20 protein-coding genes and 1 riboswitch are annotated in these 24,317 nt (G+C 58.8%); of the genes, 13 read left to right on the forward strand and 7 right to left on the reverse strand.

Annotated elements, in window-relative coordinates:
- The 6 genes from AQ996_RS07880 to AQ996_RS07905 form a co-directional block, all read left to right on the forward strand.
- Positions 1-1,509 (forward strand): B12-binding domain-containing radical SAM protein (locus tag AQ996_RS07880; protein WP_148315910.1); only part of this gene is annotated, 1,509 nt, incomplete at its 5' end.
- Between the two features lie 312 nt (positions 1,510-1,821).
- Positions 1,822-3,822 (forward strand): NAD(+) synthase, encoded by a 2,001-nt coding sequence (locus AQ996_RS07885; protein WP_055252355.1) that lies wholly within the window; start codon positions 1,822-1,824, stop codon positions 3,820-3,822.
- A gap of 118 nt (positions 3,823-3,940) precedes the next feature.
- Positions 3,941-5,104, forward strand: coding sequence for a pyridoxal phosphate-dependent aminotransferase (locus AQ996_RS07890; RefSeq protein ID WP_006234344.1), 1,164 nt, complete (start codon positions 3,941-3,943; stop codon positions 5,102-5,104).
- Positions 5,105-5,305: 201 nt separating this feature from the next.
- Positions 5,306-6,256 carry an L-lactate dehydrogenase gene (locus AQ996_RS07895; protein WP_006234343.1) on the forward strand — a complete coding sequence of 317 codons (951 nt, stop codon included), beginning with the start codon at positions 5,306-5,308 and terminating at the stop codon, positions 6,254-6,256.
- Between the two features lie 114 nt (positions 6,257-6,370).
- A complete protein-coding gene (locus AQ996_RS07900; RefSeq protein ID WP_055252356.1) occupies positions 6,371-7,531 on the forward strand; it encodes an Mbeg1-like protein in 1,161 nt (386 codons plus the stop codon).
- 111 nt (positions 7,532-7,642) lie between these two features.
- Positions 7,643-8,647, forward strand: coding sequence for a nucleoid-associated protein (locus tag AQ996_RS07905; protein WP_022094136.1), 1,005 nt, complete (start codon positions 7,643-7,645; stop codon positions 8,645-8,647).
- Between the two features lie 244 nt (positions 8,648-8,891).
- Here the strand turns inward: AQ996_RS07905 and dapD are convergent, their stop codons facing one another.
- The 3 genes from dapD to dapA are packed head-to-tail and all read right to left on the reverse strand — an operon-like array spanning position 8,892 to position 12,693.
- The gene (dapD, locus tag AQ996_RS07910) at positions 8,892-9,611 is read right to left on the reverse strand and encodes a 2,3,4,5-tetrahydropyridine-2,6-dicarboxylate N-acetyltransferase (protein ID WP_082435581.1); all 720 of its coding nucleotides are present in this window, start codon (positions 9,609-9,611) and stop codon (positions 8,892-8,894) included.
- A gap of 39 nt (positions 9,612-9,650) precedes the next feature.
- The gene (dapB, locus tag AQ996_RS07915) at positions 9,651-10,391 is read right to left on the reverse strand and encodes a 4-hydroxy-tetrahydrodipicolinate reductase (protein ID WP_253274627.1); all 741 of its coding nucleotides are present in this window, start codon (positions 10,389-10,391) and stop codon (positions 9,651-9,653) included.
- Positions 10,384-12,693: a 4-hydroxy-tetrahydrodipicolinate synthase gene (gene dapA, locus AQ996_RS10125; RefSeq protein ID WP_082435582.1), complete on the reverse strand. Its 2,310-nt coding sequence runs from the start codon at positions 12,691-12,693 to the stop codon at positions 10,384-10,386. Before dapA ends, dapB begins: the two co-directional genes overlap by 8 nt.
- Before the next feature lie 65 nt (positions 12,694-12,758).
- A riboswitch (Lysine riboswitch) is annotated at positions 12,759-12,927 on the reverse strand.
- Between the two features lie 147 nt (positions 12,928-13,074).
- On the opposite strand from dapA, the gene AQ996_RS07925 reads away from it, so the two are divergent.
- The 5 genes from AQ996_RS07925 (at position 13,075) to AQ996_RS07945 (ending at position 17,233) form a co-directional block, all read left to right on the forward strand.
- Positions 13,075-14,262 (forward strand): N-acetyldiaminopimelate deacetylase, encoded by a 1,188-nt coding sequence (locus AQ996_RS07925; protein WP_055252357.1) that lies wholly within the window; start codon positions 13,075-13,077, stop codon positions 14,260-14,262.
- A gap of 53 nt (positions 14,263-14,315) precedes the next feature.
- Positions 14,316-14,585, forward strand: coding sequence for a hypothetical protein (locus AQ996_RS07930; protein WP_117817185.1), 270 nt, complete (start codon positions 14,316-14,318; stop codon positions 14,583-14,585).
- Positions 14,586-14,749: 164 nt separating this feature from the next.
- Positions 14,750-15,292 (forward strand): DUF4352 domain-containing protein, encoded by a 543-nt coding sequence (locus AQ996_RS07935; RefSeq protein WP_055252359.1) that lies wholly within the window; start codon positions 14,750-14,752, stop codon positions 15,290-15,292.
- Between the two features lie 39 nt (positions 15,293-15,331).
- The gene (locus AQ996_RS07940; RefSeq protein ID WP_055252360.1) at positions 15,332-15,754 is read left to right on the forward strand and encodes a hypothetical protein; all 423 of its coding nucleotides are present in this window, start codon (positions 15,332-15,334) and stop codon (positions 15,752-15,754) included.
- A gap of 99 nt (positions 15,755-15,853) precedes the next feature.
- Positions 15,854-17,233 carry a serine/threonine protein kinase gene (locus AQ996_RS07945; RefSeq protein WP_055252361.1) on the forward strand — a complete coding sequence of 460 codons (1,380 nt, stop codon included), beginning with the start codon at positions 15,854-15,856 and terminating at the stop codon, positions 17,231-17,233.
- A gap of 37 nt (positions 17,234-17,270) precedes the next feature.
- Here AQ996_RS07945 and AQ996_RS07950 read toward each other — a convergent pair whose 3' ends face one another.
- Together AQ996_RS07950 and AQ996_RS07955 are read right to left on the reverse strand one after the other, a co-directional pair.
- Complete coding sequence (locus AQ996_RS07950; RefSeq protein ID WP_055252362.1) at positions 17,271-18,404, reverse strand: coiled-coil domain-containing protein; 1,134 nt, start codon at positions 18,402-18,404, stop codon at positions 17,271-17,273.
- Positions 18,405-18,638: 234 nt separating this feature from the next.
- Positions 18,639-19,271: an MOSC domain-containing protein gene (locus tag AQ996_RS07955; protein WP_216595004.1), complete on the reverse strand. Its 633-nt coding sequence runs from the start codon at positions 19,269-19,271 to the stop codon at positions 18,639-18,641.
- 220 nt (positions 19,272-19,491) lie between these two features.
- Between AQ996_RS07955 and AQ996_RS07960 the strand changes: the two genes are divergently transcribed.
- Entirely contained in the window at positions 19,492-20,748 is a 1,257-nt protein-coding gene (locus AQ996_RS07960; protein WP_055252363.1) for a carboxylate--amine ligase, read from the forward strand.
- A gap of 84 nt (positions 20,749-20,832) precedes the next feature.
- Positions 20,833-21,579, forward strand: a complete 747-nt coding sequence (locus AQ996_RS07965; protein WP_055252364.1) for an aspartate/glutamate racemase family protein — start codon at positions 20,833-20,835, stop codon at positions 21,577-21,579.
- A gap of 125 nt (positions 21,580-21,704) precedes the next feature.
- Here AQ996_RS07965 and AQ996_RS07970 read toward each other — a convergent pair whose 3' ends face one another.
- A complete protein-coding gene (locus AQ996_RS07970) occupies positions 21,705-22,451 on the reverse strand; it encodes an energy-coupling factor transporter transmembrane component T family protein (RefSeq protein WP_055252365.1) in 747 nt (248 codons plus the stop codon).
- Positions 22,444-24,195, reverse strand: coding sequence for an ABC transporter ATP-binding protein (locus tag AQ996_RS07975; protein WP_055252366.1), 1,752 nt, complete (start codon positions 24,193-24,195; stop codon positions 22,444-22,446). Before AQ996_RS07975 ends, AQ996_RS07970 begins: the two co-directional genes overlap by 8 nt.
- Between the last annotated feature and the right edge of the window lie 122 nt (positions 24,196-24,317).

Genomic DNA, 24,317 nt, shown 5'->3' on the forward strand with positions numbered 1-24,317 from the left:
CGAGGCGGCATAGGATATCAACCGTGTTCCAGGTTCCAGGACGCCGGGCCGACTCGCTTCGGATCGGGCGCTACACCAACTTTCTCGACACTACCAATATTGCCGGTTTATTCCTCTAGGCAGTGTTTTAATCATTGCGCCTTCTGCACCATTCCCGGTGCTACCGGTGGTTGTTACCGAAAGATGCCTATATCGAGAGTATTTGAAATAATGTGTCGGTTAAATGAAAAATACGGCACGAGAGTTTTCTCTTTTGTGGATGAAACATTCGAAGGCAAAAGAATGGAGCAACTCGCGGATGAAATAAACGCATCGGGAAAAACGTTTTTCTGGCATGGAGAAACGAGGTTCTCTCCAACCCTAAGTACAGACGTTTTTAACAAGATATACCAAAGTGGATGTAGGCAGATTCAGTTTGGCCTCGAGTCATACAACCAAAGAGTTCTTGATCTAATGAAGAAGAACACGAGAGTTGATTGGATTGATCGCAATATCCATGATTGTCTCAATGCGGGTATTCCTGTTCATCTATTTTTTATGATTGGCTTTCCGACCGAAACTAAAGAAGAGGCTCTGAACACCTTAGCTTATACAGAGAATGTTTTGAATTATTCAAAACAGGTATGTGGTGTTCCATATTCCACGAGAGGATTTACGAATTTTGGTCTCGTTATGGGGTCGGATGTTTGGAATCATCCCGATAAGTATGGTGTCTCTGTAATGCCGAAGTCCCAATATGAGGATTTGCGCCTCGAAGTGGATTATGTTTCAGGCACTGGTTTAACTTTAAATGAAGCAAAATCCTTATCTGATGAGCATCATATTGATTTTTATATGCAAGAGGTCATAAACGGTAGCGACACAATTGACTTGCCCCAGCGGCTTCATATTTCAGAGGTGACCTGGATCCTAGATTCTATTCACGCTGTCAGGTATAAGGGACATTTGACCAAAGTAAAGCGACGGCTAACTAGTCTAAATCCAGCTGATCGAATCTGGCTGGATTCCAAGACCTCTGTTGTGCTCGTTGAGCCATTTGCCTACTTCTATAATTCTGAATACCATCATGTCTATGCTGTTTCCCAGTTGGTATACCTTAAGTTGGCCCGTTTATTGGAGGCCGATTGTAGCATTTCTCTTATTCTTGATCAGGGCGACCTCGAGCTGACAAGGGCGATAGAAGAACTGTTGCATTATGGATTGCTGAATACAAATATCGATGCCGATTATGTAATGCACGATAATGGTTTTCAATTGGTTAAAAGTTCGTTTGTTAAAGAAGTCGGACGCTCAAAAGAGGGGTTAAGAGTACTGCTGAGTTGTGCCACCCATAGAATGTGTGCGGTTAATGATTATTCGTTCGCTTTGCTTTCGTTGTTTGAAAAGCCGATTACTAAGAACGAGGTGCGCGACATTTTGAAAAAAGAGGGACTATCGGCAAACGAGGAGCAATTAAACAAGTTGGTTGATAATTGCATGAAAGCAGATATACTACAATTGATTAGATAGAGGAGGTTTCTGCATGGACGTTATTAACAAAGATCTCTTGGAGCAACTGAAAGAGTCTCAGGAAGAGGGCGTCGTGGTAGAAGTGTTCGACTTTGAGGACTACATGGATAAATTCTGCCATTAGTTTCGGAATTTACTTGCCTCGCTTAAAGGAGAAGTCGATTATCGATTTCTCCTTTTTTAATTAAAGATATTATTGGAATACATGCTCTTAGCACAGGTTGGCGTCTCAGTAAACTGGGAGGTTGCTTTGGCTAGTTAGAGATATGTGAACGTCCGTTAGACTGAATCTCAGGGTAGAAGGGGCCTCCAGTGTCCAGATCAACAAGGCAATGCTGCGTTTCGGCTAATAAGAACGACGGCTTTTTGCGTGTGGCGGCGGCCTCGCCCAAGATTCGCGTTGCCGATGTCGAGGGCAATGCCGAGGTTGCGTTGGCGGCTGTTCGCGAGGCTACCGAGCGCGGCGTTCGCGCGCTGGTGCTGCCCGAGCTTAACCTGACCGGCTATACCGCGGCTGACCTGTTCCATAACCGCACACTGCTGCATGCCTGCGAGGCGGCACTTGTGCACATCCTCGATGAAACCCGTGAGTTGCCGGTCGTCTTTACCATCGGTCTTCCCGTTGCAGTTGCCGAGAATATCTACAACTGCGCCGCCGTGTGCTGCGCGGGCGAGCTTTTGGGCCTCACGGCCAAGAAGTATCTGCCCAACTATGGCGAGTTCTATGAGCGCCGTTGGTTTGCTCCAGCGCCTGCGGATCCCGTGTGGGTTGAATTTGCCGGTCAGGGTCCGGTTCCGCTGGGTTCGGGGCTTGTCTACCGCTGCTGTGATGAAGGTGCCGAGGATATGGTGCTGGGCGTTGAGGTCTGTGAAGACCTGTGGGTGCCGGCGCCCCCTTCGACCGAGATGGCGCTTGCCGGTGCGACGGTGATTCTCAACCCGTCGGCCTCGGATGAGATTATCGGTAAGGCAGACTACCGCCGCAGCCTTATCTCCAATCAGAGTGCGCGCCTGTACTGCGCCTATGCCTATGCGGACGCGAGTGAGGGCGAGTCCACGACCGATATGGTCTTTGCGGGTGAGAACCTCGTCTACGAAAACGGCTCCAAGCTCGCCGCGACCAAGCTGCTTACCTGCGACATGGCCATCGCCGACGTCGATCTTGACCGCCTGGTTGCCGAGCGCCGTCGCTCGACGACGTGGACACGCGCGGACGATGCGCTGGAGGCCACGACCGTTGAGTTTTCGTTTGAGGGCGTGCTGGCCAAAGAGCCTGTTCTGCGCGATGCCTGCGATATCGACCGCGTTTTCCCTCGCGCGCCTTTTGTGCCGGCCGACCACGGTGATCTGGCCGAGCGCTGCGAGACTATTCTCAATCTGCAGACTGCTGGCCTCAAGACTCGCCTTGCCCATACGGGCACCAAGGCGGCCGTCATCGGCCTTTCGGGCGGCCTCGATTCCACGCTGGCGCTCCTCGTGACCGTGCGTGCGTTCGACGCCTTGGGCCTGCCGCGCACCGGTATCACGGCCGTGTCCATGCCCGGCTTTGGCACGACGCACCGCACCAAGTCCAATGCCGAGTCGCTCGCTCACGACCTAGGCGTGAGCTTTCGCGAAGTCTCGATCCATGCAGCCGTGGAGCAGCATTTTAAGGACATCGAGCACGATCCGACCGTCCAGGACGTGACCTACGAGAACAGCCAGGCCCGCGAGCGTACGCAGATTCTGATGGACCTGGCCAATCAGGCCGGCGGTTTTGTCATCGGCACGGGCGACCTGTCGGAGCTGGCGCTCGGCTGGGCTACCTACAACGGCGACCACATGAGCATGTACGCCGTCAACGCGAGCGTGCCCAAGACGCTTGTGCGCCATCTGGTGCGCTATGCCGCTGATGTTTTTGGCGGGCGTATTGCCGAGGTCTTGCTCGATATCCTCGATACGCCGGTGTCCCCCGAGCTTCTGCCGCCCACGGGCGACGGCGAGATTGCGCAGAAGACTGAGGATTTGGTGGGCCCGTACGAGCTGCACGACTACTTCCTCTACTACCTGCTGCGTTTTGGCTTTGAGCCGGGCAAGATCTACCGCATGGCGCTCAAGAGCTTCGAGGGCGCCTACGACGTCAAGACTGTCCACACGTGGTTGCGTACGTTCTACCGTCGCTTCTTTGCCCAGCAGTTTAAGCGCAGCTGCCTGCCCGATGGTCCCAAGGTGGGCTCGGTGACGCTCAGCCCGCGCGGCGATTGGCGTATGCCGAGTGACGCCAGCTCGCGACTGTGGCTTGCGCAGATCGACGCGCTCAATCCAATTGACTAAGGTTGGCTAAATTGAACCAATGCGGGGGTTGCAAGCGTTACACTTTTGCAATCTGATGGCCCGTATCGCGCGGCGCTCTTGTCGGAGCGCCGCGTTTTTCATATCGAAAGGTGGCACCATGCAGGCATCGCAGCGTCTCGACCGCTTTGGCGCGGAGGTCTTCGCCTCGCTCAACAACAAACTGCTTGCGCTGAAGGCTCAGGGCAAGACCATTTACAACATGAGCGTGGGCACGCCCGACTTTAAGCCGTACGACCACGTGGTCGAGGCGCTCACGCAAGCGGCCCAGGACCCCGAGATGTGGAAGTATGCCCTGCGCGACCTGCCCGAACTCAAGCAAGCCGTGTGCGATTACTACGAGCGTCGCTTTGGCGTTTCGGGCATTACGCCGTCTATGGTGCAGTCGTGCAACGGCACGCAGGAGGGCGTTGGCCATTTGGGCCTTGCCCTGCTCGATCCGGGTGACACCATTCTGGTTCCCGATCCGTGCTACCCGGTCTTTGAGGCAGGTGCCAAGATCGCCGATGCCAAGCTCGAGTACTATCCGCTGGTGGCGGAGCACAATTACCTGCCCTATGTGGCGGGTATCGATCCCGAGGTGGCCGATCGTGCCAAGTACATGATTGTGTCGCTGCCCGCCAACCCGGTGGGCTCGGTGGGCACGCCCGAGGTCTACGAGGAGATCATCGCTTTCGCCCGCGAGCACGACCTGCTCATCGTTCACGACAACGCATACTCCGACATCGTGTTCGACGGCGAGCCGGGCGGCAGCTTCTTGCAGTATCCCGGCGCGCTCGAGGTGGGCGTTGAGTTCTTCTCGCTCTCCAAGTCGTTTAACGTCACCGGTGCGCGTATCGGCTTTTTGGTCGGTCGCGAGGATGTGGTCTCGGCCTTTGCCAAGCTGCGCGGCCAGATCGACTTTGGTATGTTCTTCCCGATCCAGAAGGCTGCTATCGCCTGCCTGAACGGTCCGCGCGATGAGGTCGAGGCGCAGCGTCTGAAGTACCAGGAGCGCCGCGATGCCCTGTGCGACGGTCTTGAGGGCCTGGGCTGGGAGCGTCCCAACGCGCATGGCTCTATGTTTGTGTGGGCCAAGCTTCCCGGTGGTCGCACCGATTCCATGGCGTTTTGCGAGGAGCTCATGGAGAAGGCCGGCGTTGTGGTGACGCCGGGCGCGAGCTTTGGTCCTTCGGGCGAGGGGCACGTGCGCATGGCGCTGGTCTTGCCGCCCGACCAGATTGCTTTGGCTGTCGAGGCCATTCGCGAGGCGGGCCTGTATTAGAAAGGTATTTCGGCTCGTCAATAGCTCGAAACCGATTTCGTGCAGTTATTTTACGATTTCTGCAAACAATTTCGGTAAACGGTCGATTTTTGGCTGCGAATAGGAGCATAATCAAAGTCCCGATTGGATGTATTGGGATTACGGCAAGCCGCTCGGGTCGTTCCCGGGCGGCTTGCTTGTGGAGAGAGATGGGAGTTTCTAATGGTTAACGAGAAGAAGGTCGCTATTGTCGGCTGCGGTTTCGTTGGTTCGTCTTCGGCGTTCGCGCTGATGCAGAGTGGTCTGTTCTCCGAGATGGTCCTCATCGACGTGGACAAGAACCGCGCCGAGGGTGAGGCCCTGGATATCGCGCACGGCATGACGTTTGCCGAGCCGATGAAGATCTACGCCGGCGATTATTCCGATGTCGCCGACGCCGCCATGATCGTCGTCACCGCTGGCGCTGCCCAGAAGCCCGGTGAGACCCGTCTGGACCTGGTCAACAAGAACGTCAACATCTTTAAGTCCATCATTCCCGAAATTAAGAAGTCTGGCTTCGACGGCATTCTGCTCATTGTCTCCAACCCGGTCGATGTTCTGACCTATGCCGCCATCAAGATGTCCGGCCTGCCCGAGGGCCATGTCATCGGCTCCGGCACCGTGCTCGACACTGGCCGTCTGCAGCAGATGCTTGGTGCCCACGTCGAGGTTGACCCGCGCGATGTCCAGGCCTATGTCATGGGTGAGCACGGCGACTCTGAGTTTGTCGCTTGGTCCAGCGCCCAGGTTGCCGGCGTGCCGCTGAACACTTTCTGCGAGCTTCACGGTCATCTGGAGCATGAGGCTGCCGAGAAGCGCATCGCCGAGGACGTCAAGAACTCCGCCTACACCATCATCGAGAAGAAGCACGCCACCTACTATGGCGTCGCCATGGCCGTCAAGCGCATCTGCACCGCCGTCATGCGCGATGAGCAGACCGTTCTGCCCGTCTCCTCGCTCATGGTGGGCGAGTATGGCCTGTCCGATCTTGCCATCTCCATGCCGACGGTCGTTGGCCGCGACGGCGTCGTCTGTCGCGTCCCCGTGCCGCTGAACGATGACGAGCAGCATGAGCTCACCGCCTCCGCCAAGGCCCTCAAGGACATTATCGACAGCGTCGACTTCTCCTGCTAAATCAAGCTCGTTGGAGCGAAAAGCTACAATGAAGGCGTCCGAGTCCACACGGCCCGGGCGCCTTTTTGGTGCAAAGTAACCTGACCCCAATGCACCATAGTTGATGGGAGCGCCATGTCGGATTCGCCTAATTTTTTGACATATGCCCAGACGGTGTTTGATCCGTTTGAGGAGCGGTCGTTCTGCGCGGTGGATAGCCTGGTCTTTGCGTGGTTGTCCTATTTGCGTTTGCCGGGTGATATGGCGGAGCTGACGAACTGGCAGGGCCTAGACGTACGCGAACTGCTGCGTGCCGAGTGCTACCGGGACATGATTGACGACTTGTGGGATCCAGAGGGGAGCAGGGCCTTGTTGGAGGCCGTGGCAGCAAACCCTCGTTACCGTGGCGTGCACGTTTGCGGCTATCGTGCCGTGAGCGATGTGGTAGCGACAGAGCAGTTTGCAGCCATGGCGTTCCGGTTTCCGGCGGGGTTTAGTTATCTTTCCTTCCGGGGGACCGACAGCACGATTGTGGGCTGGAAAGAGGACTTTAACATGGCGTTCCGGTGTCCTGTGCCGGCCCAGGAATCCGCGGTACGTTATGTGGACGAGGCGGCGGATGCGATTGGCGGGCCGCTTTTGTGCGGAGGTCATTCCAAGGGTGGAAACCTTGCGGTGTACGGTGCGGCGATGTGCTCCGATGTCGCCCGCGAGCGAATCGAACGGGCGTATTCCCATGATGGTCCGGGCTTCGTCGAGGAGTTTCTGAGCGGCAACGCCTTCGCCGACCTATCCGGTCGAATCGACAAGACGCTACCTCGGTCGTCGATCTTTGGCATGATGTTCGAGACACAGGAGGACTATGCCATCGTTGAGAGCACCGAGTTCAGCCTGCTGCAGCACAATCCCTTTAGCTGGGTGGTTGATGGTCGCGACTTCGTGTACTGTGAGCGCCTGTCCGCCGGTGCTCGATACGTTGATGGCTCCATTCGCGAGATGCTGCTTGCAGTTTCGCCTAGCGAGCGCGAGCGTTTTGTAGATGCGTTGTTCTCCGTGTTTGAGGCTACGGGTGCTGAGCGGTTTGCGGATATCGCTGGGAATCTGCGCGAGAGCCTGCCCGTGATGCTCCAGGCTGCGCAAGGGTTTGACAAGGATACGCGACGCTTTGTCTCGCAGACCATCGTGGCAATTCTTAAGTGTGCGCTGCTGCCCAAACGTCCCGAGTTCAGCGTGCCTTCTAGTGGTAAGAGCCTGGCAGAACAGCTCGAGGTATGGCAGTCCGAGCTCCTGCGCTAGCCATTGGTGCAAAGCAACCTGTCCCCGATGCACCAATCTTCGATGCGCCTGGGGCGGGCTCGACCGCTATACTGGTTCGTGCCGAAATCGATCTAGAACGGAATGCCGTATATGAAAATCAATCACGCGATTCTGCATATCCTGGACTTTGACTCTGCCGTCAACGTTATGAGCCAGCGCGAGCTCGATATCGAGAGCCGTACCGTGCGCAACTTCGTGACCACGCATCTGCGCCGCGCACGTACCTCGGCCGACAATAAACGCGCCACGTTTGCCGAGAACTCTGCGTTTGGCGGCGAGCTCAAGGGCTATTTCTTTGGCGAGCGCGAGTTCGTGGACCTGTCGCAGCAGATTGCGGAGTTTATCTCCTCCGAGCTCACCAAAGCCGAGAAAGCCGAGTCAACCGACGTGCTCGTGGCCGATTTTGACGACGATGAGGATGCCCGCTGGTTTGCCGTGATGCTGCTGGGCTCCAAGCAGGCTTTTATGCACGAGGTGGGCCGCGAGGAGGGGGAGGTGCGCAACGACATCGCGCGCCACTACGCTATTCTGCCGAACCCTTCGCAAAAGGTGCCGAGCTATGCCATCGTGCGCGCGAGCACCATGGAGATCGGCTACGTGGACAAGAAGCGCAAGATTGCCGGCGAGGACCGTATGCTCATTCCCGATGGCCTGCTGCAGTGCGACACGGGCGTGTCGGGCAAGGAGGTCATCGACACCGTGACGCGTGTGGTCGAGGAAGTCGCCGAGGAGCACGGCGCCAACACGGCCGTGGCGCTCGCCAAGGTTAAGGCCGCTGTGGCCGAGAAGGTTGAGGATGACGAGGAGCTGCCGCCTTGGGATATCGTCGATGAGGTCTTTGAGGACGAGCCGGTCATCAAGGAAAGCGTGCGCGCGGCGCTGACCGAGGAGAAGGTTCCCGAGCGCGTGCCCGTGGAACGCAAGCAGGTCGAGCGCGCAGCCGTGCGCAATCATAAGATTCGTACCGACACGGGTATCGAGATCAGCTTCCCGGCCGAGATGGGTTCGAACTCCGAGTACATCGAGTTCGTTAACGAGCCCAACGGCCTCATCTCCATCGAGCTCAAGAATATCGGCAGCATCGAGAACCGATAAACTGCGCTTGGACGCTGCAGAAAAACAAAGGTCGAAACCCTTCGGGACTTCGGCCTTTTTGCTTGGAGCTGAATTGAGTTGCAGACTGAGCATACGTCAGCGAAAACGCCCCTAGGCGAGCAAGGTGACGTGAAAGAGGAGGGAAGCGTACTTCGGTACGCGACCGACGATTGAACGTCAGATTGCCGCTTAGGGGCGTTTGCAGCGTCGAGCCGTTACGCGGTTTGGTAAAACCGCGTAACTTCTACAGCCGGCGTAAGCCTTCCTCGAGGCCGGTCTTGCTGTCGGTCTTCTCGTCGCGCATCTTGATGACGCGGGCGGGGACACCGGCCACGACGGCACCGGCGGGGACATCCTCGACGCACACGGCGCCGGCGGCAACGACAGCGCCCTTGCCCACGCGCACGCCCTCCAGGACCACGGCGTTGGCGCCGATCATGACGTCGTCTTCGATGATGACGGGCGTGGCGCTCGCGGGCTCCACGACGCCTGCCAGTACGGTGCCGGCGCCGATGTGGCAGTTCTTACCCACGGTGGCGCGGCCGCCCAGCACGGCGCCCATGTCGATCATGGAGCCTTCGCCAATGACGGAGCCGATGTTGATGATGGCACCCATCATGATGACGGCGCGATCGCCGATCTCGACGCGGTCACGGATGATCGCGCCCGGCTCGATGCGGGCGTTGATGCCCTTGAGGTCGAGCATGGGCACGGCAGAGTTGCGACAGTCGTTCTCTACGTCGTAGTAGTCGATGGAGTCGGCGTTGGCGTCGAGGATTGCCTTGAGCTCATCCCAGTCGCCAAAGACGGTCTTGCCGTGGCAATCGCCGTAGATGTGCGCGTTGCCCCACTGGACCTCCATATCGGGCTTTTCGCGCACGTACAGCTTGACGGGCGTTTTCTTGGGCGCGGTGGCGATGTAGTTGATAATCTCCTGTGCATCCATTTCGGCTGCATTGCTCATTTGCTGTCTCTCCTTTGGGTGAATCCGGTTGATACTTGGTTAGGCAAATATGATCTGGTCGAACGTATAGAAGCCAGGCTCGTGGGTGACGAGCTTCTGCGCGGCTGCCAGGGCACCGTTGACAAAGATCTGACGGCTCGTGGCGCGGTGCGTGAGCGTGACCTCCTCGTCCTGGCCAAAGAAACTCACTTCGTGCACGCCGGCGACAGTGCCACCGCGCAGCGAGTGCATGCCGATCTCCTTGGGGTCGCGTGCACCGCACATACCCTCGCGGCCATAGACGGGGTGGTAACCTGCCTCGGGCTCGGCTTCGACGACGGCGTCGAGCAACAACTTGGCAGTGCCGCTGGGGGCGTCGACCTTTTGGTTATGGTGCGTCTCGACGATTTCGCAGTCAAAGCCGGGCAGCTCGCGTGTTGCCTGTGCTACCAGATGACGCAGGGCTGCGATACCGATGGAATAATTGCCGGAGTGCATGACGCGGGCGTTCTGACCCAGCTCGCGCAGGCGATCCATCTGCTCTGGTGTGTAGCCCGTGGTTCCCGAGACTAACGCTGCGCCCGTGCGCTCGACATAGGCGACGACGGCATCGAAGGTCACGACGTTCGAGAAGTCGATGATGACGTCGGCTGCCGGGGCGTTCTCGAGCTCGGACAAGTCAAAGCCGATCTGGGCCACGATATTGAAAACAGGTTGTCCGGCGGCGTCGACAACGCCCTCGGCGGTGGTGCGGATGAGCGAGCCCATGCGGCCCGTTCCCATAATGACGGTCTTAATCAAGCAGACCAGCTCCCTTCAGAGCATCGGTAAGTGTAGCGCGCGTGACGTCTGCCATGGGGCACAGCGGCATGCGGTAGTTTGCCTCGATCATACCCATCTGAGCGAGCGCTTCCTTGACGGGGATGGGGTTGACCTCGCTAAAGAGTGTATTGATGAGCGGCTGGCCGGCAATCTGGATATCGCGGGCGCGCTCCACGTCACCGTCCAGATAGGCTCGACACATTTCGTGCACGAGCTGCGGCTGAACATCGGCCCACACGCTGATGGTGCCCGAAGCGCCCAGGCTCATGAGCGGTACGGTAAGTGCGTCTTCGCCCGAGTACATACGGAAGTCGTCGGACAGCAGGTGGGCGATCTTGGCCGCGTAGGCGACGTTGCCCGAGGCTTCCTTAATACCCATGATGTTGGGGTGCGCAGCCAAGCGCTCTACGTTGCGCCCGCTGATGCCGCAGCCGCAGCGGCCGGGGATGTTGTACAGGATGCAGGGGATGTCCACGGCATCGGCGACGGTCTTAAAGTGCTGATAGATGCCTTCTTCATTGGACTTGTTGTAGTAGGGGGTGATGAGCAGCAGTCCGTCGGCTCCCAAGCCCTGGTAGGTGAGCGACTTGGTGAGCATGGTTTGTGTGGAGTTGGAGCCCGAGCCGGCAATGACGGGGACGCGGCCTGCAACTTGCTTGACCACGGCGGCGACAACGGAGTTATCCTCGTCATCGGTCATCGTGGCGCTCTCGCCGGTGGTGCCCAGGGTGAGGATGGCGTCGGTGCCGTTTTGCAGGTGGAAATCGATAAGGCGCTCGAGCGCGTCAAAGTCGACGCTGCCGTCCTTTTTAAACGGCGTAACAAGGGCGACGATTGAGCCCTCGAGATTGCGGATGTCCATGTTCTTCTCCTTCGCGTCCGCGATCTGGATGCGTTTGTTCCATTGGGCGGCGACTGCCAGCCGCTCGTCTTGGGCGCGACGGCGGGCACTTTCGGCGCGCGACTTGGCCAGCAGCTCTCGGCCGCACGGCAGCACATCGAGCGTGGCAAAATAATCGCCCGGGCGCTCGGCGCGGCGGATGAGTTCGGCCGAGCCATCGGGACGCAGCAGGACCTCGGCGGAGCGCAGCCGTCCATTGTAGTTGTAGCCCATGGAGTAGCCATGCGCGCCGGTATCGTGAATCACAAGCAGGTCGCCCATGTCGATATGCGGCAGTTCGCGATCGATGGCGAACTTGTCGTTGTTCTCGCATAGGTTGCCCGTGATGTCGTAGGTATCCGCAACGGGTGCTGTGGTCTTGTCGGCGCCACCCGGCTGGCCCATCACCGTAATGTGGTGGTAGGCGCCATACATGGCAGGGCGAATCAGGTCGACCGCGCTTGCGTCGACACCGATATAGTCCTTGTAGATCTGCTTCTCGTGGATGGCCTTGGTGACCAGGCAGCCGTAGGGGCCCATCATAAAGCGGCCCATCTCGGTGCAGATGGCCACATCGCCCATGTCGGCGGGAACCAGGATCTCGTCGTATGCCGCGTGCACTCCCTCGCCGATGGCGTGAATGTCGTTGGCCTGCTGCTCGGGCAGGTAGGGGATACCGACGCCGCCGGACAGGTTGATGAAGGCGACATGTGCGCCGGTCTCGCGCTCCAGGCGCACGGCAAGCTCAAAGAGGATGCGCGCGAGCTTGGGGTAGTAGTCATTGGTGACGGTGTTGCTGGCAAGGAATGCGTGGATGCCAAAGTCCTCGGCGCCCTTGGCCTTGAGCATGCGGAACGCCTCGAAGAGCTGCTCGGTGGTCATGCCGTATTTGGAGTCGCCGGGGTTGTCCATAATGCCGTTGGAGAGCTGGAACAGGCCGCCCGGATTAAAACGGCAGCTGACCGTCTTGGGGATGGGTCCCGCAACGCGCTCAAAGAACTCGATATGGCTGATGTCGTCAAAGTTGACGATGGCGCCCAGTTTATCTGCAAGGGCAAAATCCGCCGCCGGCGTGTCGTTGGACGAGAACATGATGTCGTGTCCCGTGATGCCCAGTGAGCGGGCAATCATGAGCTCGGTATAGCTCGAGCAATCGCAGCCGCAGCCGTATTCGTTGAGAATGGAGATGAGCGCCGGGTTGGGATTGGCCTTGACGGCAAAGTATTCCTTAAAGCCCGGGTTCCATGCGAAGGCGTCGCGCACTTCTTGCATGTTGCGGCGGATGCCCGCCTCGTCGTATAGATGAAATGGCGTGGGGAACTGCTCGACGATATGCTCGAGCGTCTCCTTGTCCACAAACGGCTGCTTGGCCGCATATGCCTCGTTGGGGGTCAATGCCATGTCCCGTAAACCTCGCTATCCAGACGGCGCCATCTGCGCATTGAATCCGCATAACGTGGACCCAATGTCCGGATAGCGCTCCCGCATTGCTGCAGACAGTCCTGCGGGTGTTTCCCGCAGGCCCACCAGGCTGTTCGTGCCCGAAATGCCCAGTTCGGCGGGTTTCGCCTCCCCGCAGGGTCAAAGTCTGCCGACTCGCCCGCGGCTCTTCGTGCCCGCGCCTCTATCAAGTGGTAACGACCCTACCACGTTGCACTTTACCAAACAAGAGTATTCGTATATAACGTTTAAAAAATGCAGGGATATGCTAGAAACAAGGGTGCCACAATCCTGCGTCACAATATTGTGTGAATGGATATGCCCCCCATGAAAGGAACCTTTATGACCGAGCTCCAAGAACTTCGTCGCTATCGGCGCGACCTGCATCGCATTCCGGAGCTCGATTTCGATCTTCCTCAAACCATCGCCTATATCGAGGGCGCGCTCGCTCCGCTCGCCTGCGAGGTGACCCATCCGTGCCCCAGCTGCGTCTGCGCTTTCTTCGATGCCGGTGTGGGCGCTACGCATGCCACGGCGATTCGCGCCGATATGGACGCCCTGCCCATCGCGGAGGCAACGGGCGCGGCCTTTGTCTCGACCCATCCCGGCAAGATGCATGCGTGCGGACACGATGGACACATGGCCATGGTGCTTGCCGCCGCGACGCATGTCGACCGTACGATTCGTGAGCAGCCGGGCGTCATTAAACGCAACGTGCTCTTTGTGTTTCAGCCGGCCGAGGAAACGACCGGTGGCGCCAAGACGGTGTGCGAGAGCGGCGTATTCGAGCGCTATGGGGCAGATCGCATCTTTGGCTTCCATGTATGGCCCGATTTGCCTGCCGGTACGTTGGCGAGCTGTCCCGGTCCGCTGCTAGCGCGTTCGAGCGAGACGCACATTCATATCCATGGCACGAGTATCCATATCGCCAAGACCTACGGCGTTCCAGTCGGGGAATCGCACGATGCCGCGCTGGCAGCGGCCAAGTTCTTGGTTTCCGAGCGCGAGCTGATGGACGGGCTGGGCACCGACGAGCCCTGTATCGGCAAGTTTGGCCTGCTGCAGGCCGGTACCGTCTGCAACGCGGTGGCGGGGGAGGCTCATGTTGCCGGCAGCCTGCGTGTGTTTACGGACGACATGTTCGACCGTGCGCGCGAGGGCGTGCGCCGTGTACTCGACGAGGCGTGCGCTGCAACGGGCTGCACGTATGATCTTGACTTTGCCGAGGGCTATCCACCGGTCGATAACGACCCTGAGTTGTTTGCCCGAATCGCGCCCGCTCTGCCCGAATTGCAGCTCGTGGACGAGCCGCTGCTAATCGCCGAGGATTTCGCGTTCTATCAGCGCCATCTGCCGGGCGTGTTCTTCTTGCTGGGCACGGGCGTGCCAGAGGGACAAGAAAACCCGAGCGATTCGGATGGCTGCCCCGCCTATGCCACGAGCGCCCTGCATACCGATACCATGCTCTTTGACGAGGAAATTCTGCTCAAAGGCCTCGATGTCTACAAACGATTGCTTGACTTGGAGTGATGATGAAGCGCCGACAGACTGCCATGTATAGTCCCGGTGGGTGTGGATGCGGCTTGTTGTTGCTTCCGGTTATTGCTGTGAGCATTGGCGTGATGTTTGCGCTTGCTGGACTGGCCGCGGCAGCGCTTGTGCTGTTGATTGTGGCCATTGGCGTGACGATTTGGCTCTGCCGCAATCGCGAGCGACGCCGTGCCGACGGTAAAACCAATGTCGGCTGGGTCGTATTCCTGGTCATTGCGTACCCGCTGAGTGTCAGCTACCTGGTGTTCTTCGTCCTGTTGATGATCAGTGCCTTTACCGGGGAATCCGTCACGGTGGGTTGATGCGCTGCCAGCAGACGGTCGCGCAAAGTGCGTTTGCTCGGCGTTTGGATAACTGCATTGGCCGTTTATCGCAACCTTAGCTCTCAGCTAATGAATTCAAGTTTAATCCTTCCTACGATGTGCTGTGTGCCGGCGCGGTAGCCGGATCGTAGGAAGGATGCATGATGAAAAAGCTCGAAAACGAAGTGCTGCTGAGCCGTCGCGCTGCACTGGGCGCATTCGCCACCGTCGCCTTGGGGACTGCCGGTCTTCTTGCCGGTTGTGGTAGCGATAAGGCGACCGTCACCGAGGACGCTGGCGATGGCGACAAGAAGGAAGAGACGAAGAAGGAAGAGCAGTCTACGACTGACCTGGCGGTTGGTGCGACGGTGACCACGGCTGCCGGTCTTTCCGTCGTTGTCGATTCCGTCCAGCCCGGCCTCACAAATTATGACGGTTCGACCATGACGGGTATTCACGTCACGTACGTCAACAATGGCGATGAGGGCGCAGATTACAATATCTACGACTGGAAGGGCGAGGACGCCAACGGTGCTCAGCAGAACCAGGGCTATTACAGCGAGGGCTCCGATGAGCTGCAGTCTGGCACCCTTGCCGCTGGTGGCTCCGTGGCGGGCAATATCTACTTTGATGGTGACATCAAGAAGGCTCTCTATTTTGCCAACGTGTTTGATAAGTCCGCGACTGCGAGCTGGGTGCTCGCCTAGCATGTCGCTACCGTTGCTCCGTATGGGAGGTGAGGTCGTATGCCCGATAAGAAGCTGACGGACGAGTTGCTCAATGAGCTCCTCGACGCGCCAAACATCGATGGCTATATCAAAGAACACGACTTTGCCGCCCCGTCGCTTTCGGACTACCTTAAGCAGCTGCTGCAGGAAAAGGGCTTAGAGCGCTCGCGCGTGGTGCGCATGGCCGACCTTAATGAGACTTTTGGTTATCAGATTTTTACAGGTGCGTGCCACCCAAGCCGCAATAAGGTGCTGCAGATTGCCTTTGCAATGGCGCTGTCGATGAAAGAGACCAACCGCGCCCTGACGGCTGCCGGAGTGAGCGTCCTCAACTGCGAGGACCGTCGCGATGCAATTATTATCTTTTGCATCGACCGTGGCTGTAGCCTCCAAAAGGTCAATGAAGAACTGTATCGCTTTGGCGAGGAAACGGTGAGTTAGTGGCCGATGGCTGAGCCGGCGGTGTCACCAGAACAACCATGCAAACGAACGGGGTGCGGACAACACGGGGTGTCCGCACCCTGCGTTATGATGGAAGCTATGGATACTCAGACCCCAACATATTCCGATGATGAGCTGACTGCTTCACTCGTCGAGCATTTGGCGTCGCTCGACCGCGATGACAGCTATCGTGTGGAGCGCGTGCTCAAGCTCTCGGATGTCGAGACGACCGAACTCGTCTATTTTGAGGGCTCTGGTGGCGGGTCTCTCGGCCCCTTTGTCCGCAAGCGCATCGATGCTTCGGTGCAGATTGGCGGAGCATATGAGCGCCTGTTTGCGGCCCAGCGCGCCGGTCGTCGTTTTGAGCACTTGCCCCGAATCGTTGATTGCCGCCGTGTGGGCGACGAGCTTGACGTGGTGATGGAGTATGTCGAAGGCGAGACGCTCGAGACGTTGGTGGGGCGCTTGGGGGCGACGCCCGATTATGCCCGCGGGTTGTATCCCGTTCTGTGCGAAGCGGTGGGCGAGCTACATGCTGGTTTTGCAGCTGCGGGGGAGCCGGGGGTACCGGTAATCCACCGCGACCTTAAACCCTCGAACATCATCGTATCGGGCGTGAGGTATGCGCCCGATGCCGGCATGACCTTTTCCTCGTTGGTGATTATCGACCTGGGAATCGCGCGCATTTGGCGCGATGGCGCCGACGCCGACACCGTCAAGTTTGGCACGCGTTCCTATGCGCCGCCCGAGCAGTTTGGGTTTGGACAGACGAGTGTGCGCAGCGACGTCTACGCACTTGGCGCCCTGTTGTTCTTCTGCTTGACGGGAGTCGACCCTAAACCAGGGCTCGACATGCGCGAGCAATGCGAGGCACGCGGCATTCCCACTCCACTTGCCGATGCCGTTTGCATGTCGATGGCGCTCGACCCGGCCAAGCGTTTTGCGAGCGCGGAAGCGTTGGGACGGGCGACGCGCGCGGCATACGATCTAAGTCGCCCCGTGCGGCCTCCTACACCTGCGCCTGTCCGTACTCCGGCCTCGGAGACGGTGTTGACGCCCCAAGGGCTCCAGAACCCTGCAGGGCTTCCTGGGCCTGCCGCCTCCGCTGCATGCGGTCTGCTCTCTCGCGTTCCGGAGTCTCTGGGGCGCATTTGGAATACGCTCGTCTGCTTTTCGCTGCTTGTGTTCTTTGCCGGAAGTCACTTTGCCGTCTTTCACCCCACGGGAGCAAACCAAAGCTACCCGACGTGGCTTCTCATAATCGAGTATTTTTTCTTTGTCGATGGCCTTATGGTGCTTATGCATTTTGCGCTGCTCGATAAGCGCCGTCTTCGTCGGCGATTCGCACTGCTCGACAGCTATCGCGGCAAGAAACTCGCGAAACTCTGGCTCAAGGCATTGGGTGTGCTGCTCCTATGCATGATCGTCATAGTCGCGGTTGCCAATGCGACCGGCGTCGTCGATACCTCCGCTACCTAAAAGAAAAGGGCCCCGTTGGGGCCCTTTGCAGTTGCACTTAGATGCGGTTCATCTGAGCGGCGACTTTGTTGTACCAGTCCTGCCACGTGGGCGGGCAGTACTTTTTGGCCGCAGCCGGGGTAAGGGTGGAGCCGTAGCTGGCGCCCAGATAGGCAACGTGAGCGGAGATGCCCTCGCTCCAGCTGCCAAAGCTGCGCCAACCGCCGCCGCGGGCACTCCAGCCCCAGGCGTTATAGGAGCCGGCGCAATAGAGGCCCTTGCTACTCTCGATGCAGGCGATGGCGGGGGACCAACGGGGGTCGACACCGGTATTCCAAGCGGCGACGGCAAAGTTATAGCCCTGGCCTGCCATGGGGGAGCCGGCGAGATAATTGTCGATGCGGCTCGTCCACTCATTAATGAACGAATCGTAATCGGAGCTACCGGTATTGGAGTTGTTCACCGTGGTGTCGATGGTGGTGTTGGTGTTGGTGGCCTGGCTGCTGGAATTGCTGCCGCTTACGCCCTCGCCCGAGAGCTTTTCGGCGGCAGCGGCCTTATCGGCCTCAAGCTTGGCAAGCTCGGCGGCATTTTCCTGCTCGGCTTTTGCCTGTGCCTCGCTGCGGAGCTGCTGGGCCTGTGCCAGCGCATCCTCGGCGTTTTTCTGCTCTGCCTCAAGCTGAGACTTGGCCTGCTGGAGCTCGGCCTTGTTCTGCTCGAGTTCGGTTTGCATGTTATTGAGCTCTTCAATCTCGTCGACGCTCGAACTCGTGATCTGATTGGTGTATTTGCAGGTCGTGATGAACTCACCCAGGCTCTGCGCGTTGACCAGGAAGCTCACGATGGGGTTGGTGCCCTTCTGATACTTGTACAGATCGCGCATGGCGGAGCTTGCCTTGGCCTGCTGCTCGGGAAGCTTAGCCTCGATTTCCTCGATGCTTGCCTCATTGGAGTCAATCTGCTTTTGCAGGTCATCGAGTTTGGTGCGGGCGTCGTTGTAGGCGCTCGTGGCGGCTTCGATCTTCTGCTGGGCTGCGGAAAGCTGGTCCTGCGTTGCCTGCGAGGCGGCATACGCCGCAACGGGGGAGAGCATCGGCGTGGCCGTCAGCGCAACGGCGAGCGCGGCGCTCGTGATGATACGAGCCGGCTTCGACGCAATGAGCGCTGCGGCGCGATGATTCGAATGCTGCATCCAGTCCCTCTGCAATCAATCGTAGGTTATGGTTCGAACGGTATTCTACTACTGCTTTCGACCTCAACTTGAACCTTAAAGGTTCCAAAGGGTCAAGTTGAACTTGAGGCTTTGGCTTTGACCTGCAGTTATGATGAATTGTTGAGAAACCATAGAGTTCAACTTTAACGTTACGGGGGCCTGTTTAAGAGGGGTTTGGGGCTGTAAAAGCTATCTCAACGTGGGGTTTTACAACTACAGCGTGCCCTCCTGGCGAGCCTGCTCAATCTCTTCGAGCGCCTCGGCGGGGGTGAACGAACAGGCGCCGTCGCCGAGTTTGACTACCTGGATATCGTCGCCGATATGGACCTCTCCGCCCTTTAGTACCACGCCGAAAACGCCCTCGTGGGGAAAGATGCAGTCGCCGGCTAGATAGTAGATGGCACAGCGTGTGTGGCAGACCTTGCCGATCTGACTGATTTCGACAAGCACCTCGCTGCCAAGCTTGAGCTGCGTGCCCAAGGGGAGCGAGAGCAGGTTGATGCCCCGGGTTGTGAAGTTCTCTCCAAAGTCACCCTCGTGTACGTCGAGCCCGCGTGCCTGCGCCGTCTGGATGGACTCCGCGGCTAAAAAAGAGACCTGGCGGTGCCAATGTCCGGCGTGCGCATCGGTAGCGAGGCCAAATTGCTCGATGACGGTGTCGCGTCCATCGGCGACGGGCGACTTGCGAGTGCCTTTGTGCTCCGACGTGTTGATTGAGACGATACGAGCAGGCCCGTTGTAAGCATCGTTTGCGGTGCGTAGGGGAGCTGCCGTCCGGGCACGATCCGCAAGTTCGCGCTTGGCGGCGTCAATGATGGGGTTGTTGATCGGATGAGCCTGGGGCACGGTGCACCTTTCGACGGGGCGGGCAACATGTTGAATCCTACAACAATGGTAGGTTCATTGCCCATTGTCATACAACGGTGAGCGCCGCCTTCGTGCTGGACGATTGCGTCGATTGCCATAGATACGGTGGAGCTTTGGGCGCCGGCGGCTTGGCACGCTAGAATAAATCAGTTGCGCAAAGACCGCCCGTTGTGTGGGCAGTTCATGATAGGAAGTTTCCATGGCATTGCAATTTACAGAGCGCGAGTTCATTCCCGTGCTGCTCGGTGGCGACATCAACGCCTATTCGGTGGCGCGCGCCTTCTATGAGGAGTACCAGGTCAAGAGTCTGGTCTTTGGCAAGTACCAGACGGGTCCCGCGTACCGCAGCCAGATTATCGACTACACGCCCAACGTGGATATCGACACCATGCCCGTGATGCTCAAAACCGTCAACGGCATTGCCCAAGCGCATGCCGACAAGACGATTGTCCTTGTGGGCTGTGGCGACAACTACGTTGCCCTCGTGGCTCAGGCCAAGGATGCCCATGAGTTGGCGGATAACATCGTCGCTCCCTACGCGCCCTACAGCATGCTCGAGCAGTGCCAGAAGAAGGAGATCTTCTACGAGCTGTGCGAGAAGCATGGCGTGCCTTATCCGCATACCTTTACCTTCACCATGGCGATGCTGAACGACCAAGGCGAGGCACCTGCCGAGGTGCTCGACCAGATCGATTTTCCCTACCCGATGATTCTGAAGCCTTCTGACGGCATCATGTGGTGGCAGCACGAGTTCGAGGGCCAGAAGAAGGCCTATGAGATTGCCGACCGCGCCGAGCTGGAACAGGTCATTCGCGATTCGTATGCCAGCGGCTACACCGACGATCTGATCTTGCAGGATCGCGTGCCCGGCAACGACGAGTACATGCGCGTGCTCACCAGCTATTCCGACCGCAACGGCAAGGTGCGCATGATGTGCCTGGGCCATGTGCTGCTCGAGGAGCATCAGCCTCACGGTGTCGGCAACCACGCCTGTATCATCACCGAGCCCAATGACGAGCTCATGGGCGGCGTGCGCAAGTTGCTCGAGGACCTTCACTTTGTGGGCTATTCCAACTTTGACGTTAAGTACGACGAGCGCGACGGCTCGTTTAAGTTCTTCGATTTCAACACGCGCCAAGGCCGCAGCAACTACTACGTCACCAACAGCGGCTTTAACGTTGCCAAGTATGTGGTGGACGAGTATGTGTTCAACCGCCCGTTTGAGCCGGAGTTTGTGACGGCTCAGGACGAGGCCCTGTGGATGGTCGTCCCCATGGGCGTCGTCGACAAGTACGTCAAGGATCCCGAGCTGCGCGCTAAGGTGCATCGCCTGGACAAGGAAGGCAAGGGCGCCGACCCTTCGTTTATGAAGGGCGACTTTGTCTTTAACCGCTGGCTTCGCATGTGGCACACCAAGCTGCGCCACTTTAAGCTGTTCAAGACGTATTACAAGTAGATGAGTGCGGCGCCCGCCCGGTTTGCATCGGGCGGGCGCGGGTATGATACGCGCAATTGCGCAAGCGTCACCAAGGAGGCGGCGATGGAAAAGCTGGGAGTTATCGGCGGCATGGGCGCCGAGGCCACGTCGTATTACTACGACCAGGTGGTGCGCCACACGGCTGCTGCCTGCGATCAGGAACATATCGACATGGTGGTGCTCTCCAAGTCGACCATGCCCGACCGCACGCTGGCCATTAAAACCGGCGAGCATGCCAAGCTGCTGGCGACCATGAAAGAGTGTGCCCAGGCACTCGAGTCGCTGGGCTGTGCGCACATTGCCATTCCCTGCAACACGTCACACTACTTCTACGACCAGATCCAGTCGTTTACGAAGGTGCCGATTATCCACATGCCGCGTGAGTCGGTGCGCTATGCCCTGGCGGGCGCGGTGATGGGGGAGTGCGAGTTCGATCCCAACCTGAGCATGCCGTCCGAGCCGGTGCGCAAGATCGGCATCATGGGCACTGACGGCACCGTGGGTGCAGGCGTCTATGGGCGCGAGTGCGAGGCCGCGGGCGTCGAGGTCGTCTATCCCAGCGAGAAGCGCCAGGCCGACGTGATGTCGCTGATTTATGATGACGTGAAGGCCGGACGCGAGCCCGATATGGACAAGTTTGACCGCGTGATGTGGGAGTTCGCCCGCAGCGGCTGCGACCGCGTCATTCTGGCCTGCACCGAGCTCTCGGTGCTGCAAAAGTACCGGGAGATGCCCGAGATTACCCTTGACGCCATGGACGTCCTGGTGCGCGAATCCATCATCCGCAGCGGCGCCCCCTACCGCCTGTAGCCCTCGACCTGCCAAAAAAGGGACAGGTTTATTTTGGTAGGTTTTATCTGGGTAAACAGTAAGGCCTCGGCTCGTTTGATGCGAGCCGAGGCCTTTTGCATTTGTCGGTTGCCGGGGGCGATGGGTTAAAACAGGAAGCCGAGGACGATGAGGGCAATGCTGACAATAAGTATGGCAATGTCCAGGCTCTTGATGGGGTAGCGCTTGTACGAGCTCGCGCGCGTGCGCAGGTAGAAGCCGCGCTGCTCGGCTGCCAGGGCCGTGGCATCGGTTTTACCCACGCTCGAGATCAGTAGCGGCACGCACAGCGGCAGCATGAGCTTGAGCTTCTTGATGGGGTTCTTGGTGTCATACTCGATGCCGCGTGCGGTCTGCGCCTCCATGATGGCGTTCATCTCCTGGCCAAACACCGGCACAAAGCGCAGCGCCGTGGTAAAGGTGAAGGCGTAACGATACGGAACGTGCAGCACCTCGACGCAGGCGTTGGCAAGGTCGTTGAGCTTGGTCACCATGAGCATCAGGATGAGCGGTAGCGCCACGCCCAGCAGACGCAGGCAGGCCTTTGTTCCGGTGATGAGGCCTTCATCGGTGACAAAGCTCCACACCACGTTGCCATCGCGCATAAAAGCCAGCTGCAGCACCAGCATGATGAGCGCGAGCGGAATCAGTAGCTTGAGCAGCGCGAGCAGGCGGTCGACGACGCCGGCGTAGGCTCCCAGCGCGAGCGTGAGTGCCAGAAAGCCCAGCAGTGCCACATAGGTGTCGGACAAGAAAATGCCGATGATGATGGCGGCGGCGAGGCCCAGTTTGATGACGGGGTTCAGGCGGTGTAGCAGCGTGTCGCCCGGCATGTAGTCGATGACGTTAACCACGGCGGACCATCTCCTCGGTAATGCGAACGATATCAGTGACCTCACTCACCTGCGTAAAGGAGGGCGAGACGGTGGATGCCAGACGGCGCGAGAGTTCGATGACCTGGGGCGGCTCAACGTAGGCACGCTGCATGAGTTCGATGTTCGAGAATAGCTCGTGCGTGCGGCCGCGGTCGAGGATGCGACCGTTGGCCATCACCACGATGCGCTCGGCAAAGTCGGAAACGACTTCCATGTCGTGACAGACCATGATGACGGCGCAACCGCGCTCTGCCATGGTGCGCACCGTTTCCATGACGGTCATGCACTCGCGGTAGTCCAGGCCGCTCGTGGGTTCGTCGAGCACCACGATCTTGGGCTCGATCACTACAACGGATGCCAGCGCCACCATCTGGCGCTGGCCGCGTGACAGCGAGAACGGTGCCTCGTCGGCTGGCAGGCCAAAGCGGTCGATGACCAGCTGGGCGCGACGCAGGGCTTCGGCGCGGTCGATGCCGGCAAGCTCTAGACCAAAGGCGACCTCGTCGAGCACGGTGTCTTTGCAGATTTGGCGGTCGGGGTTCTGGAAAAGCGTTGCCACTTCGCGTGCGATGCGGCTCGTGGGAACCGATGCCGTGTCCAAGCCCGTAACGCGTACGCTGCCCGATGCGGGCTTGAGCAAACCCGTGAGCAGTTTGGTGAGCGTGGTTTTGCCGGCTCCGTTTTGGCCGACAATGCCCACGAGCTCGCCGGGGTAGAGCGTCAAGTTGAGGTCGTGGACGGCGGCGCCTCCATGGGGGTAGGAAAACTCGACATGGTCAAAGGTGAGCACCGGCTCGGCGTCTTTCGCATGCGGGCGCAGCGACGGCGCGTGCGGGGAGCCTGCGGGCGCCTGGGTATCGCTTGTCGCACGGTCGGGGTCGACGATTTCCGTTATCAGGCGTTCTGCCTCGTCGACATCCAGACAGGGCGTGCCGCTTACCAAGCCATCGGCCTCGAGACTGTTGAAGATGCGCGTGACGCGCGGACAATCGACGCCGATGGTGCGAAGCTCGTCGGTGCGTGCGAAGACCTCGTGCGGCTCACCTTGCAGCGCGATCTGGCCGTGATCGAGCACCAACACACGGTTGCAGTACTCCGAAAGCAGAGCGACCTTTTGCTCAACGACGACGATGGTGATGCCGAGCGCGCGGTTTGCCTCGCGCAGCGTCTCGAAGACCAAGGTGGAACTGGCGGGGTCGAGTGCTGCGGTTGGCTCATCGAGCACTAAGACGCGCGGACGCATGGCGAGGATGGCGGCGATAGCTACCTTTTGCTTTTGGCCACCCGAGAGGGTGGCGATCTCGCGGTCGCGCAGGTCGCTAATGCCGACGGTCTTAAGCGTCTCGCACAAGCGCTGCTCGATCTGGTCATGCGGAGCGCCAAAGTTCTCGAGACCAAAGAGCATCTCATCCTCAACGACCGAAGCGACCATCTGCGTGTCAATGTCTTGCAACACGCTACCGACGATTTGCGATATGTCGGTGAGCGAGACCTCGCAGGTGTCGTGGCCGTCAACTAACACGGAGCCATAAAAGGCGCCGGTGTAGTGGTGAGGCACGGCGCCCGACAGGCAGGCGGCAAGTGTGGACTTACCGGCACCCGAGGGCCCGATGATGCCGATGAAATCTCCCTTGTTCACGCTAAGCGAAACGTGGCTGAGCGCCTGCTCGGTTTGCGTGCCATAGGAGAACGAGACATCGTCGACGTTGATGATCGTTTCCATGGATACCTTTCATAATCATTGGGTGTTCCTATAGTTTTGTCAACCGTCGGGGCTACTCCCGGTAGGGCACCCGGTCGCGCATCACGGCGTATATCGCCCTGAGCCGCTTCCTCGCGACGGCC

Origin of the sequence: Collinsella aerofaciens (genome assembly GCF_001404695.1) — a bacterium.
In the GTDB taxonomy this organism is placed as follows: Bacteria; Actinomycetota; Coriobacteriia; order Coriobacteriales; family Coriobacteriaceae; genus Collinsella; species Collinsella aerofaciens_E.